This window comes from Pseudomonas sp. B21-017 (genome assembly GCF_024749245.1).
Classification (GTDB): domain Bacteria; phylum Pseudomonadota; class Gammaproteobacteria; order Pseudomonadales; family Pseudomonadaceae; genus Aquipseudomonas.
On the sequence record NZ_CP087194.1, the window covers coordinates 4092536 to 4107357 of the forward strand.

General features: G+C 60.1%; 11 protein-coding genes. 9 read left to right on the top strand and 2 right to left on the bottom strand.

Annotated elements, in window-relative coordinates:
• Window positions 1–14: 14 nt before the first annotated feature.
• The 4 genes from LOY28_RS18505 to LOY28_RS18520 all read left to right on the top strand — a co-directional run bounded on the left by LOY28_RS18505 (window position 15) and on the right by LOY28_RS18520 (window position 7853).
• The gene (locus tag LOY28_RS18505; RefSeq protein ID WP_258612334.1) at window positions 15–2228 is read left to right on the top strand and encodes a hypothetical protein; all 2214 of its coding nucleotides are present in this window, start codon (window positions 15–17) and stop codon (window positions 2226–2228) included.
• A gap of 12 nt (window positions 2229–2240) precedes the next feature.
• On the top strand, window positions 2241–4355 hold the full coding sequence (locus tag LOY28_RS18510) for a glycosyl transferase family protein (RefSeq protein WP_064618693.1): 2115 nt from the start codon (window positions 2241–2243) through the stop codon (window positions 4353–4355).
• Window positions 4352–6898, top strand: a complete 2547-nt coding sequence (locus tag LOY28_RS18515; protein WP_258612335.1) for an NfrA family protein — start codon at window positions 4352–4354, stop codon at window positions 6896–6898. Before LOY28_RS18510 ends, LOY28_RS18515 begins: the two co-directional genes overlap by 4 nt.
• Window positions 6899–7070: 172 nt before the next feature.
• On the top strand, window positions 7071–7853 hold the full coding sequence (locus LOY28_RS18520) for a hypothetical protein (RefSeq protein ID WP_258614481.1): 783 nt from the start codon (window positions 7071–7073) through the stop codon (window positions 7851–7853).
• A gap of 111 nt (window positions 7854–7964) precedes the next feature.
• On the opposite strand, the gene LOY28_RS18525 is transcribed toward LOY28_RS18520, so the two are convergent.
• On the bottom strand, window positions 7965–8438 hold the full coding sequence (locus LOY28_RS18525) for a hypothetical protein (RefSeq protein WP_064618699.1): 474 nt from the start codon (window positions 8436–8438) through the stop codon (window positions 7965–7967).
• A gap of 258 nt (window positions 8439–8696) precedes the next feature.
• Between LOY28_RS18525 and LOY28_RS18530 the strand changes: the two genes are divergently transcribed.
• Entirely contained in the window at window positions 8697–9194 is a 498-nt protein-coding gene (locus tag LOY28_RS18530; protein WP_258612336.1) for a GNAT family N-acetyltransferase, read from the top strand.
• A 31-nt stretch (window positions 9195–9225) separates the two neighbouring features.
• Here LOY28_RS18530 and LOY28_RS18535 read toward each other — a convergent pair whose 3' ends face one another.
• Window positions 9226–10182, bottom strand: a complete 957-nt coding sequence (locus LOY28_RS18535; RefSeq protein ID WP_086944951.1) for an AraC family transcriptional regulator — start codon at window positions 10180–10182, stop codon at window positions 9226–9228.
• A 175-nt stretch (window positions 10183–10357) separates the two neighbouring features.
• On the opposite strand from LOY28_RS18535, the gene LOY28_RS18540 reads away from it, so the two are divergent.
• The 4 genes from LOY28_RS18540 (at window position 10358) to LOY28_RS18555 (ending at window position 14820) form a co-directional block, all read left to right on the top strand.
• Window positions 10358–11311 (top strand): diiron oxygenase, encoded by a 954-nt coding sequence (locus LOY28_RS18540; RefSeq protein WP_086944952.1) that lies wholly within the window; start codon window positions 10358–10360, stop codon window positions 11309–11311.
• 81 nt (window positions 11312–11392) lie between these two features.
• Entirely contained in the window at window positions 11393–11815 is a 423-nt protein-coding gene (locus tag LOY28_RS18545; protein WP_258612337.1) for an MAPEG family protein, read from the top strand.
• Between the two features lie 133 nt (window positions 11816–11948).
• Window positions 11949–12572, top strand: coding sequence for a DUF4157 domain-containing protein (locus tag LOY28_RS18550; protein ID WP_258614482.1), 624 nt, complete (start codon window positions 11949–11951; stop codon window positions 12570–12572).
• 208 nt (window positions 12573–12780) lie between these two features.
• The gene (locus LOY28_RS18555) at window positions 12781–14820 is read left to right on the top strand and encodes a bifunctional DedA family/phosphatase PAP2 family protein (protein WP_258612338.1); all 2040 of its coding nucleotides are present in this window, start codon (window positions 12781–12783) and stop codon (window positions 14818–14820) included.
• Window positions 14821–14822 lie beyond the last annotated feature (2 nt).

The window sequence follows — 14822 nt, forward strand, 5'->3', positions numbered from 1 at the left end:
CGAGATCTACCTGAATGAAGTCTTCCGTTGCCATCCATACGGGGGCGCTCAGCGCCCTTGCCTGTGGCGTGAGCCTGCTCGCGCTCATGCCGACCTTCGCCTTGGCCGCGGACAGCCCGCTCACCCAGGCGATCAACCGACTCAACGCCGACACTCGGCAGGAGCGTGAGATCCGCTTGAGCGATCTGGGGATCGACGCCCCCATCATCCTGGGTTCCACCGATGCCCGGCGCGAATTGTATTTACCCGTGCCGGCGGGCGTACCACTGACCGATGCCACGCTGAATTTCGACGCCAGCTACCTCAACGGCGAAGGCGGCCGCAACACCTTGCTGCTGTCGCTGGACGGTTATCCGGTGCGCGCCGAAGGGCTCAGCGAAGCTCAAGGTGACGCCAGCGCCACGCTGGGCGTGGACAAGACCGCGCGTGACAGCGGGTCGGTGCGCCTGGGTATTGCCTGGTCGTCGATCGTGTCCCGCGTATTGTGCGAAGACGAACGCGCCATCGGCAACGTATTGCGTATCGAACCGGACACCCGCCTCAACTACAGCTACGACGCCAGCCAGTTACAGGACGTTGGTGCAGCCTGGACGGCACTGCCCGGCAAACCGGGGATCATGGTCGCGCCGGGCACCCTAACCGCCGAAAGCTACGACGCCGCCTGGCGTCTGGGCGTGGCACTGGAACGGATCGGCAAGCACAGCCACATCCTGCCCTATCCTGCCGTACAGGACAGCGTTGACCTGACCGGCCTGCGTATCCCGGCCGAGCTGCAAACTATTCCAGCGTTCGCCAGCCTCAGCGGCAAAGGCCCGCACGTCCTGGGGAACCCGGCGCAAATCGGCGCGCTGCTGATGTTGGGGCAAACCCCGAACGTCCAGGCGGATCTGGCCATCAACGACCCGCAACTGCTCAAGGCCGTCAATGAGTCTCTGGATGCGCTGCAAAGTCAGATTCAAGGTCTCGACGCCACCGCAGCCAGCGCCTTCGCGCAATGGCGTGTACGGCATATCAATGCAGGCCTGGCCGCCACCGGCACGGACAATGTGCGACTGGCATTGCTGGGGACACGCCCGGTGCTGACGATCGCGCCGCAAGCGACCGGCAAGGCCTTGGCCTTGTTCAGCTCGGCCTGGAACACACTGGCACGCAGCCGCCAATTGACCGTCAGCGAAGCACAGTTGCCATTGAGCGCCGACGGCCGTGTGGCCTTGTCGCGCCTGGGCGGCAAACCCGGTGCGATCGACGTGCTGGCCAAATCCGACTGGAGCACCTCGTTCCCTCTGGGCAGCGTGGCCTACGACGGACGTCTGCCGGTGAAGGCGGTGATCGATGTGTCCGCCGCACCCGGCGCCTCGGACACCGCGCCGGTGGCCTCGCTGTTTCTCAACGATTATCTGATTGGCGCACAACAGCTCGTGGCCAACGGAGAAAAGCAACGCATTGAAGCGCGGATCCCACGTTACGCCGTGGGCTCGACCAACGTGCTGCGTGTGTCGTTCCAGCGCCAGCCGGTCAGTGATCGCTGCCTCGAAACGCCACAAGCCTTCCCGGTCTCGGTGCTACCGACCAGCCATATCGTGTTGGAAAAGACTGCGCTGGATGATGACTTTTCCGGCATGGCTGCACGCTTTGCCGTGAACGCGCAGATCCTCGTGCCGCAGGCCTACCTCGAACACCCGGCAAGCAGTTTGCCGCAGGTGATTTCGGTGGCTGACGCCGCCGGTGTTTCGCCGCTGCGTGCGCAATTGAATATCAGCGCAGACCCGAAAGTCTCAGTCACGCCAGACAAAGCCTTCCTGGCCTTCGAGTTGCCGATCAAGGACAGTAAAGAGTCGGTGCAGGTCGACGAGCAGGGCCGTCTGCGTATCAATCACAAGGATCAGGTGTTGCTCGACGTGCATCCCCTCAACCACCTGGCTTCGTTGCAAGCCGTGGAAAGCGGCGGCCAGCACGGTCTGGTCTATCGCACACTGGGCACCGACGCCCCCCGCTTCGCCAGGCAGGTTCTGCTGAGTCGCGGCGACGTCGCCATCCTCGGTGACAACGGTACGCTGACCACCTTCGACACCCAGGACCCCAGTGGCAGCCAATTGATCGACCACGAAGAACCCAAGGGGCTGGACGCCTGGCGCACACCGTCGCTGTTGTGGCTGATTCCCGGTGGCATCCTGTTGGTCCTCATCCTGTTGCTGGCCGGCCGTAACGCCCGTCGCAATCGCCAGTAACGGTAACCCTCGATGACGTCGCTTTATTGGCCCTATTGGCTGGCCCACTACTACAGCTTCCTGGAGACCTCGACCATCGTGGTCGCGGTGCTGATTCTGATTTCCAGCCTGGACGATCTGTTCATTGACCTGTGGTACTGGTCTCGTCGCCTGTTCCGCAAATTTACCGTGGGTCGCAAGTACCGGCCGCTGACCGCCGAGCAACTGATGGCCCGGGATGAACAACCGCTGGCAATCATGGTTCCGGCCTGGCTGGAATACGACGTCATCGCGCCGATGATCGAGAACATGGTGTCGACCCTGGACTACCAGAACTATGTGGTCTTTGTCGGCACCTACATCAACGACCAACGCACCATCGATGAAGTGGAGCGCATGCGTCGGCGCTACAAGCAGCTGCATCGTGTGGAAGTCCCGCATGCCGGGCCGACCTGCAAGGCCGACTGTCTGAACTGGGTGATCCAGGCGATTTTCCTGCATGAGAAAACCCACGGCATGACCTTCGCCGGCGTCGTGCTGCACGACAGCGAAGACGTGCTGCACCCGCTGGAATTGCGCCTGTTCAACTACTTGCTGCCGCGCAAGGACATGATCCAGTTGCCCGTGGTTTCGCTGGAGCGCAACTGGTACGAATGGGTGGCCGGCACCTACATGGACGAATTCGCCGAATGGCATGGCAAGGATCTGGTGGTGCGAGAAAGCATGACCGATACCGTGCCATCTGCCGGGGTCGGCACCTGTTTTTCACATCGTGCCTTGCGAGTGTTGGCCGGGGAAACCCAGAACCAGCCATTCAACACCGACAGCCTCACCGAGGACTACGACGTCGGCGCACGCCTGGCCAAGGTCGGTATGAATGCGATCTTCGTGCGCTTCCCGGTGCAGTTTCGCGTGCTGCGCAAATCATGGTTTCGCAAGCCTTACGAATCGACCCTGAAGATGCCGTTGTGCGTGCGCGAATTCTTTCCCGACACCTTCCGCACCGCGTTCCGCCAGAAAGCCCGCTGGACATTGGGCATCGGGCTGCAAGGCTGGGAACAAATGGGCTGGAGCGGCTCGCTGGCCAACCGTTATCTACTGTTTCGCGACCGCAAAGGCGTAGTGACGGCGTTCGTCAGCATCATCGCCTACGTGATTCTGGTGCAGTTGCTGGGCCTGATTGTTTTGCGCCAGAGCGGACTGTGGGACGTGAGTTTCCCGACGCCGTTTGAAACCAACGGCTTTATCCAATACCTGCTGCTGGCCAACGGTATCGCGCTGGCCTGGCGCATCGCGCACCGCTGCTATTTCACCACCGTGCTGTACGGCTGGCAGCATGGTTTGCTGTCGATCCCGCGCATGGTGGTGGGCAACTTCGTCAACTTCATGGCCGCGTCACGGGCCTGGCGCATGTTCCTGGTTGGCAAGGCGCTGAACCGCAAACTGGTGTGGGACAAGACCATGCACGACTTCCCGTCCACCGACCTGGTCGCTGCCGCACCGCGCAAACTGGGCAGCGTGTTGCTGTCCTGGCAGGCGATCAACGAAACCGACCTGCAAAATGCTCTCGTCGAACAGAAAACCCGGCACATGCCATTGGGGCGGATTTTGCTCAGCAACGGCTGGCTGGACGACGAAACGCTCGCGGAAGCCATCGCCTTTCAGAACGACTTGCCGCGGGTGTTCGATGTGGCCGCCAAGGCGCGGGACTCGAACCAGACCCTGGACGACGAATTCGCCCTGCGCTGGCGCGTGGTGCCGCTTGGCTTGAATGCCGACGGCCGTGCGCAAGTCGCCGTGGCCAGCCCACTGCCGGCCGAAGGCCTGCAACAGGTCAGCGACGAACTGGGCAGCGAACCGGTGCAGCTGATTGCCCGGGAGAGCGAAATCGTCGCGCAATTGCGTCAACTGAACGTGCGCGAAGGCCAATCCGTGCCGGATGCCCGAGCGCCATTGCTGGGCGACCTGTTGATCGAAATGGGCCTGCTTGATCGCGATGTGTTCAGCCGCGCGATGTTGCAGTACCGCCCGCAGCATCACGGCCGCATTGGCGACTATCTGGTCGACAGCGGCGTGCTGCCTCGCGCCACCATCGAAAAAGCCGTGGCACGTCAGCACAGCCACTACCCTGCGGAGCTTCCTGCATGAATCGCCCCTTACTGACCCTCATGGCCACGGGGCTGAGCCTGATACCTGCGTTTGCTCATGCCCAGACGCTGCCATTGCCATTGACCGGTCCCGCCTATGTCACCGCCAGCGAGGCGTACAGCGCTTACGAGCGCAAAGACTATGACCTGGCCATCGCCAAGGCTCGCGAAGCGCTACATCAGCGCGCCGATATCCAGCGTTTGAACACGCTGATTGTGCTGGCTCAGCGCGACAAGGGCCTGCGCGATCATCCCAGGCGCTACCCGCAATCACGTCAGACTCCGGGCTTCGGTGCTGCTGCCCAGGCCTTCAAGGCCTATGACCGCGATGACTTCGGCGCTGCTGCCCAGGCCGCACGCAAGGCCATCGCTCAGGCGCCCAAACGCATGGACTATCGACTGCTGCTGATCGAGTCCCTGCAGCGCCAACCGCATCTGCAGGAAGCGGATCAAGCCACCACCCAGGCGCTTGCGATGTTCCCGGACGACGACGCATTGCTGACGCGTCGCGCAGCGATTCGTCGTCAACTGGCGGTGCCGCTGGCGGTTCAGGGCTATCGCGCCCTGCAGCAAGGCCATGTGCCGCTGGCCGTGGATCAGGCCAGAAAAGCCGTCGCCTGGGCCCCGGAAATCGGCGCCAACCAGCAACTGCTGATCAGCGCCCTGCTCGCCGCCAACGATTACCCTGGGGCCGAGCAAGCTGCGTCCGCTGCATTGGCACAGGATGACGGGGAAATCGCACCGTGGATTCTGCGCAGCTACGCCCTTGATCGGCAGGGTAAGACTCAAGCCGCTCAAACTGACCTGAAGCAGGCCCTCGCCATCGATGGCCTGCCGCAAGCGCAAGTCCGCAACATTCGCTTCTTCGCCGCCGACGCCGCACTGGCCCATGGCGAGCCTCAGCAGACGCTCGATGATTTGCAGCCACTGGTCGACGATGAAGGTGGCGAAATAGCCCGCCGACGCAGCGCCGCACGAGTGGCGCTGCGGCAGAAAAACAATGGGGATCTGAACACTGCCGCTCACGTCCCTGCTCCAGCCCTGAACTGTCAGGAAACGGCCTTCGGCCTGGTGTGTGATATCTGGCCTGGCAACCAGCGCGACGACGGAACCGACCTCGCCGCCCAGGCCTATGCGGCCCTGGCCCGCAAGGACTTCGAAACGGCGGTTGCCCAAGCGAACCAAGCCGTCGGCCGCGCGCCGCACAACCCGGCGTATCGACGCCTATTGGTCGGAGCCCTGACCGACCAGAAGCATGTGCCCGAAGCCATCGCGGCGGCCAGCGATGGCCTCAAGGCCAATGGCGATGACGCCCGGCTGCTGAGCCAGCGCGGCTTCTTGCGTCAACAATCGGGGGACGATACCGGGGCACGCCAGGATTTTACCCGGGCCTTGGCCCTGGGCAGCTTGCCGGCTTACGAAGAGGCCAGTCTGTATGCCGCCATCGGCCAGAGAAGAACTGCGCGCGAACGGCTGCAACAGGCGCGGGACACCGGCGAACTGGAAGCGATGAGCGACCTGCAGATCGCCTACTTGTCGGTCCAGGCCGGCGACGATGACCGCGCCCGTGAATCGTTTCGCAAGGCCGATGCTGGCAGCCGGCTCTCACCGACGGCAACGCAGGATGCCGCCTACAACGCCATGCGGGTCAATGACGATGAGCAAGCCGTCACCTATTTCAAGCGAGTCATCGACGCAAAAAATGCCGGTGAACTCGACATGTCCCCGCAGCAGCTCTTCGACACCCGTCGTGCGGTGGCCGATGTGTCGCGTACCTGGGGCTTGATCAGCACTACCAGTTATCGCGGCAACAGTTCCAGCAGCGGTCTGAGTTCAGCGCCGAGCAGCGGCAGTAACAGCAACGACAGCCTGCAAAACAGCACCGAACTGTCCTGGCGCCCGTTGGGCTATCGCAATGCACGCTTCGTCGAACTCTACGGTCGCGTCACCGACACGCTATGGAGCAAGAACAGCGATTCGGCTAGCGGTATCGATGCCCTGCAAGGCGCCGTTGGTGTGCGGGTCAAACCGTTCACGGCGTTGAACGTGATGGCCGCCGTTGAGCGCACGTTCCCCTTGGGGTCGTCAGACGTCAACGGTGACTGGCTGGTGCGCCTGGGCTATAGCTCAAGTATCGGGACCGATTTGCGGGTCGATACCTCCAGTTGGTGGACCTCGCAGTTGTTCGCTGAAGGCGGTCATTACATCAATGACTCGCGTGACTATTTCAACAGCGAATGGCAGGTCGGCCGCAGTTACGCCATCGGCGGCGCAGGTTCACACTGGGTGAGCTTCCCCCATGTCGTGGCCGCATTCGACTATGACTCAAAGATGAACAGCGAGACCGATACCGACGGCAGCACGAGCTCATCATCCGGCAAGGCCGCAGGCATCGGCGTCGGCAACAACGTCCGTTACTGGTTCCGCGAAGATGCCTACAACGCCCCACGCTCCTATGTGGATTTTTCTCTGCAGTACCGCGTGAAGGTGCTGGGCGATGACCGCGCTCAAGGCGTGTTCGCTCGCCTGACGTATTCCTATTGAGGACTGGTATGAACGTTCGAGTTTATTTGTGCCTGGGGTTTAACCTGCCCTCGACGTGGGCATATCCCCCGCCCCTGAAAAAGGCAGCCCTGTGAAAATCTTTGGCTATACCGCCAGTCGCGCGACCGTTGTCGCCCTGTTGCTTATCGCTACCCTCGGCGCAGGTTCCAGCATGCTCTACGTGACACACACCAAGGCTCTTAAGCCGGGGATTGTCGGCATCGTCTGGCAGCCGGACAACAAGACCGTCGGCATCAACGGCCACTGGGAAAAACTCGGCGCCCATGAGCTGCTGGTGCAATGGACCGTCGTCGACGATCAGGCATTCGTTCCCGGTACCGGCCTGCCCACCGTGCCGGTGTTGCCTGACTGGCCCCGTATCGCCAAGGCGCCCTGGGCGCAGGATGTCATTCTCGGGCTCGCCGGTTACTTCAGCGAGAACCGCTCACGGGACAACATCGAGCAACTGGCCGCTGTCTCGGAACGCATCGCCAAATTGCCTACGCCGCTACACGTCACCGGCTGGTATTTCCCGGCCGAAGTCGACCCCAGCTGGACCCGCGTCAAAGAACTGCCCGCCCTGCTGGCCAAGCTGCCGCGACCGTTATGGATCAGTGTTTACGACGGCGCCAACATCGGCCCCGCCGCCACCGCCGATTGGCTCAAGCAATGGCTGCCGGATGACATCGGCGTGTTCTTCCAGGATGGCGTCGGCGTCTACGCCCGCACCGCACCGGTGGCCCGAACCTACGCCGACGCCATGCGCCAGCGTCTGGGCAAGGACCGTGTGCGAATCATCGTCGAAGCCTTTCGCCCCAACTTCGGCGGCGGATTCCGCTCCGCGACCGCGGCCGAACTCAAACCGCAACTCGCGGCCTATGACGGTTATCCGCTCTACCTGTTCGACGGACCGCACTACGTGACGCCTGAGTTGCTGGAGCAACTGGTGCGGTGAATCGCAAAGCAGCCATTTATAACGTCGTGGCTAACCGACGCCTAAAAGATATGAAGCCGACTGAAGCCCCCCCGGTTGAGCCGCAGCGAAGCAGGTAGTTTGGAATCGTAATCAAGTAGGTGCCGAATTAGTCCCTGCATTCGGGATCGCCGACTCCCGAGATCGAACCGCATACAATGCCGAAAAGATATCGCGGATATATTTCGGGCGTTCGGAGGCGGGAATTACCGGAAGAAAATCCAGCATGTCGATAATTGACTCATAGGCAAAACGCATTTCACGGTGATAACGCCAACGGGCACCGAATCCGAGGGCTCGCTCCATCGCGACGAACAACCCGGCGAGCGCAGAACACAAAGGTGCCACCCAAGTAAAGTTTGTAGCGGGTAACAGCGTCGCCAGTGTCGTCAACAGCAACACCAGGATAGTGCCGCCGTTAAACATGATCGGATCGGCCAAGACGTCATGCAACTTGGCCGCGTCTGTCAATCGCACCTTCAACTGTTGAATCATTTCCGGGGGCAAGTCCGTTACACCGCTTACATCGGGCGCGACGGGCGCTTCAAAATTGGCGTCATCTGGCATACGAAACTCTCCTGAAGGAAGAGATCAATCCGCCCAACGGCAAACTTCTAGGCATGAGGAATACAACTGACGAGCGAGTATAGATCATGGCATGCCGAATGCGATTCCTGGATACCGACAGGCTATGCCCCCCGCCCGGTCCTGTGGCGAGGCAAAATTGGCCGACCCGTCACTGCGGGTTGAAGTGATAGTCTGCGCCTTCCCGGGATTGAATCGAGCAATTATTCAAGTAGTGCTACCAGCAAGGAGAGCGACCTTATGAAGCCCGTCAGAATTCGTACCCTGCAAAGCACTGATGCCGAGGCGTTGCTGGCGTTCGAGCTGGACAATCGCGAATGGTTCGAGCGCCACATTGACGCGCGCGGTTCTGCCTTTTACTCGATGCAGGGCGTCACCGACCACATTGACGCTTATTTAGCTGATTTTGCCGCCGGAACCTGGCACCCATTCGTCATCGAAGATGACGCTGGAAATATAGTGGGTCGAGCCAACCTCAAAGGCATCGACATGACCGAGCGGTCGGCAGAAGTCGGCTACCGGATTGCCCAAAACGCTTGCGGACAGGGACTGGCAACGCTGGCGGTGAGGCATCTGATCCAGCAGGCGCAGTTGCATTGGAACCTTAAACAACTGGTGGCCACCGTATACGCTGAAAATATCGGATCGGCAAAAGTACTCGAACGGTGCGGCTTCTTGATCGAACATGTGTCTCGAGAAGGGGCAGAGCACGAATGTCGGTTTGGTCTTTCGATTTAGCTGAGTGAGTCTCCATCGGCTCCGGATCTTCTCATGCTGATTGTCTGCGCCAAGTGCCGGGTGACGTGCCGAACTGGCGTTTGAATGCGCGACTGAACGCGGCTTCGGACTCATAGCCAACTGCAAAGCCAATTTGCGCCACATTGCCGCGACCTTCGCGCAGGTGTTGAGCCGCCACGTGCATACGCCAGAGCGTCAGGTATTGCATCGGTGGCTGTCCGACCAATGCCGTGAATCGCTCCGCGAATACCGAGCGCGACATGCCCACTTCAAGCGCCAGGGCTTCTGCAGTCCAGCCCTCGGTTGGACGAGCATGGAGTAGCGCCAGTGCGCGCCCGATATGCGGGTCTCGCAACCCCGCCAGCCACCCGCGCCGCTCAGCGGGGAGACTTGCGACATACTGGCTGACGGCTTCGACGAATAGCAATTCGGATAGCTTGGCGATAACCGTTGTCGAGCCGACGCGTCCCGCCGCGATTTCACTCACAGCAAAACGGAATGAGCTTTCGATCCAGGTGCCCGAAGCCGTCGCGCGCAGGTCCAGTTTCAATAAGGATGGCAGCGACGAAAGCAACGGACTGAAGGGTGTTTCAGAGCCGAGGAATCCGCACAATAACTGCGTGGCCTCGCCGCCCCCGCCATACTTGATTCGTGAAATGCCGCCGACTTCCGGCGGCTGAATAACGTCCCTCGCCGGCATGGGCGCAATGCTCAGGTCACTGCCAAAGGAATGGGCGTCATTGCGAGGAAGCAGAACGAGTTCACCTGCCCCCACGTCGAGGGCGGCACCACCGTCTATTCGTATTTGCATGTGCCCCGCGGCGACAAAATGCGACGCAATGATATGTCGAGGGGCCGCCAGGAACGGTTTGCAATCATCCGCCGAGATTCTGCCGTTGATGCACCAGGGCGCAGTGAGCTCCGCCTCGAGGAAGACCCCTCCAGACAGCCTGATCACACGCAAGACATCAGAAAGCGCATCCAACACTTGCCCGTCCTCTTTTCCGGACTCCGGAGCAGGTATTCAGGCGCATCGGTCATTCACCACCTGAACTGCGATGCCTAGATTAGCACCAACGCGGACTCAGAGATCGATGGTCATTGGCTCCGACGTCAACCGTAATTGCCCCATTCCAACTCGACCAAGGCAGCAGGAGATCTATATGAACACCATCGCTACCCTACCCGGCTCAGAGTCAGGCAACGCCGCCCGCTATGCTCAAATGGTCAGATCATCGAAAAAAACCGAATGGCAGATCGATCGCGATTTGCTACAAGACCGGAGTTTCGACTTCTCGCGCAAATTCTTGCCCGATGGACTCTCGCAGATCGACCGCCTGACCTTTCTCACCGAGGCCGAGGCGCGCCTGCTCAGTCAGATTCAGGGCCGGACCTATGCGTACATCTTTGGCCTGGTCGAGCGGTTTATCAGTGCCAAAATGCTCGATCAAGGTCGAGCCCATGTATTTGACGATCAGCTCGCACTCGAAGCGCTGGTGCGCTTTTCCAACGACGAGATCAAGCACCAGGAATTATTCCGGCGCATGGAGACGATGATTGGTTCGCGATTGCCAGCGGGATATCGTCAAGTTGCCGATCCAAACGATGTAGCGCGTGCGGTACTTGCAGCCAGCACTTGGTCGGTGCTGGCGCTGACCTGTCATATCGAGCTGTTTGTTCAGGCGCACTACACACAGAGCATCGCACCGCGCGAGGAGTTGTGCCCTCTATTCAAGGATGTCTTCAAATTTCACTGGAAGGATGAAAGCCGGCACGTCGTACTCGATGAACTGGAGTGGAAGGCGGAGCATGCGAAACTGTCGCCAGCCGAGTGTGACCAGGCAGTGAACGATCTGATTGCGCTGGTGGCGGCCGTCGATGCAATCCTGCAGGCACAATCGGCATCCGATGCCGACTACTTTATTCAAAGTGTCTCGCGATCGTTCAGTGTCGATGAGACAGCGCAGATCCATGTCTGCGTGCTGAGCGCCTATCGCTGGCAATACATTATCTCGGGCGTGCAGCATCCACACTTTGGCCGGCTGCTGACGCGCATGACAACGCCAGCACAGATGTCCAGGGTTCAGACCGCACTGGCCCCCATCATGAGCCATTGATCGACAGCGCGCGACCGACCGTTTGTCGGCCGCGCGGTTGTGGCATGACCTGCTGAAAATGATTGATTGAGGATGGCAGCCATGACGATACCGATGTGGATGTTGCTTGGATTTGCGACCTGGACTTTGCTGCTCTTGATGGCAACCGTCGGGGTGTATCGCTGGGTCGGAATCCTCTTCTCGCATGTTCCGATTGCCTCTTTCCGAAGCGATCAGCTCGAAGGCGAGGATTGGTATCGTCGCGGGACAAGAGCACACGCCAACTGCGTGGAAAACCTGCCTGTCTTTGGCGCCATCGTGTTGGTGATTTCGGCCCTTGGTGTCGACAGCCCAGCAGTGAACTACTTGTCCATATGCGTCCTGATTGCTCGCGTGTGCCAGTCTCTGGTTCACGTATCCCATGTGCAAACCGATACGTTCGTAGCGGTTCGGTTTACCTTCTTCTGCGTTCAGTTGGCCTGTTTTCTCGCACTCATTGTCATCGCTGCCTGTTACGGCGCATGAATACGCAAATAGAGGAATGAACCCGGGCCAAGGCAACAAATGGTGGCCGCAGCGGTCATACGCGTGGTTGGATGCCGGGTGCGAGCTACCAGAAGCATCACCTGCCGACCGCCACTACCTCTGGGAGAACCAATTGTCAGCTGTCTTTTTACGTCAAGCTTTCCGGCTATCGGCACTGCTCTTTTCCGTTGGCACTTCGTTTTCTGTTTACGCCTGCCCAGCAGGGCAGTACGAAGCCTGCGTGGTCACTTGTTTTTGTGCTCCAGGCTCCAAAGAGGAAATGGGGCCGATCTTTGAAAGCATGAACAAAATGGCTTCCACTGGATTACAGAGTTGGATTGTGCAATCGCGCAACACCGCGGCAAATGGCGATATTCAGACAATCCCGCTGAATATCCGAGCCCAGCTCGAACCCTACTATGACATTCAAGTGCTTGATTCGGCTCGCTACAAGGTAGGCGATGATGAGGAGCTGAACGCCGCAAACACCATGTTGCAGAATCCCGATGTCACTGCGGTCACCCTGATAGACATCATCGTCTTTCGCAGTCTCGATGATGCACTTAACAATGTCGCGCTGTGGGCCCATGAATTGAAGCACGTGCAGCAGTACCAGCAATGGGGAGTTCGGGAGTTTTCCACTCGCTATACCCGTGATTACACAGCCGTCGAGGCGCCTGCTTACGAGATTCAAGCCAAGGTAGCCAGAGCGCTAAGGGCCAGCGTGGCCCAATCAGAACCTCCTCGACATCCTTGAGTTCAAAGGGCCAGGCAATCCTGCCGTCTGCTGCTCTCCATCACAGACCCCGAGAGTCTCGACGCTGGACCAAAAACAGCCGGTGGACGAAGCGATAGTTAATGAGTAGCTATGCTTAGTCTGTTGTGCAAACTGATTGTGCAGACGGGAATTGCAGACACCCGTGTCGATCGCCGCCCCATTGGTCCTCCATAGGCAGCCGCGAAATATGACGTCCTTGGTCTCATCGATCATCGAGTTACTCACGGCGCACCCGCATATCGTGTATCTGGCCGTGTTTCTCCTGGCACTTTCCGAGTCAATCCCGATCATCGGTGTCGTCGTTCCCGGCACCGCCGTGATTCTTGCGCTCAGCACCCTGGTGCCGAGCGGCGTGTTATTGCTCTGGCCGTTGCTGATCGCCGCCACGTCAGGCGCCATTGCGGGGGATGGTCTTTCGTTCTGGCTCGGGCACCGATACCGCCGCGAGATTCTTGGCCTCTGGCCACTGAACCGGCATCCTGAGCTGATTCAGCGCAGCGAAGCCTTTTTCAACCGTCATCGCGATAAAAGTATCTTTTTCGCGCGCTTCACACCGGGCGTCCGCGCCTTCGTTCCGCTCCTCGCCGGCACGCTGGGAATGGCGGTCAGTCGGTTCTATGCCGTCAATGTCGTGTCGGCGCTCGCCTGGGCTCCGTCGCATATCCTGCCCGGCGTGCTCGTCGGCGCGACGTTCAGCATTCTCGGTGCAGCTGCAAAGCCGCTCGCGATCTTGCTGACCGTTCTAGTCGCGGTGGGCTGGGTGGTCCTGCATATCGTGCGCTGGGCGCTGCATCGCGGCATCCCCTACTTCATCGTCGCAGTGCAGCGGTTGCGGGGCTGGACCGGCGCCCACGACACCTGGCTGAGCCGCAGTCTCACTCACTTCCTCGATCCTTCACGGCCCGAAGCACGGGCTCTCGCACTGTCGACGGTCCTGCTCGTCGGTGCCGCGTGGCTTTTCTTCGGTGTCCTTGAGGACATCATCAACGGTGACCCGTTGCTGCTTGCAGATAGCGCGATATACCGCGCGCTCCAGGATCTTCGCACTGCACCGGGCGATGCGGTGATGATCGCCATCACAGAACTCGGCGACACCAAGGTCGTGCTGGCGGTCACGATTGTTGTCTTGCTGTGGCTCATGTGGAAACGCGCCTGGCGTACGGCTGCCTATTGGCTGATTGCGATTGCCGGCGCTTCGGGGCTCACCATAGTCATCAAGGTAGCGCTGTATCGAGCTCGCCCTGCGGAACCTCTCTATTCCGGGTGGAGTGCCTTTTCCTTCCCCAGCGGCCACAGCACGATCAATGTCGTGCTATACGGTTTTCTCGCCTTCCTTATCGCGCGTGATACCCGCCCGGCACGGCGCCTCGTGGTCGCTCCTGGCGCAGCCACCCTGATATTTCTGATTGCATTCTCGCACCTCTACCTCGGGGCACATTGGCTTTCCGACGTGCTCGGGGGGCTGGCATTCGGATCCGCTTGGCTGGCGCTACTCAGCCTCTTCTACCTGCGGCGGCAGGCCGAGCACATTGGCTCAGCGGGGCTGCTCGCCCTCGGATGTGTGACACTTCTGCTCGCCGGCGGCTTCAATATCTATCGTAACCATACGACGGACAGCAGTCGTTATGCCGTCAAGGTGGGAACGTTGACCTTAGCTGCCACCGATTGGTGGACGTCGGATTGGCAGCAACTGCCGGTGCGGCGTATCGACCTCACTGGCGAGACGAATGAGCCACTGACGTTTCAGTGGGCCGGTGGTCTGCCGGAGTTGCAAGATGTCCTGCAGCGCAACGGATGGCGCACCTCAGCGGCATGGACACTGTTGAATTCCCTGAACTGGTTTACCGTCCAGGCTGACCCTGCCGATCTTCCGGTCATCCCTCTTTTCGCCAGTGGTCGCCTTCCCAGTCTGACGCTCATTCGAACGTATAACGATGATGGATCTGCCGGTTCGCGCCTGGTGCTTCGATTGTGGATCGTCGATATCGAGCTCACAAACGGGCGAACTATGCCGCTGTGGATTGGCTCGGTTGTCGAGGAGCGTTTCTATCATCCCCTGGCCCTCGTCACGTTAACGTCAACACAACCCGATGCGAATACACCGCGCAGAATGCTAGCGGCCGTTCTAGACGATGGGCGGCTCGTTTCCCGGACCGAAGGAATGGCGGATGCGTATTGGGATGGGCAGGTCCTGTTAGCTCGCACGGTGAAAAACAAAAATGAATGACC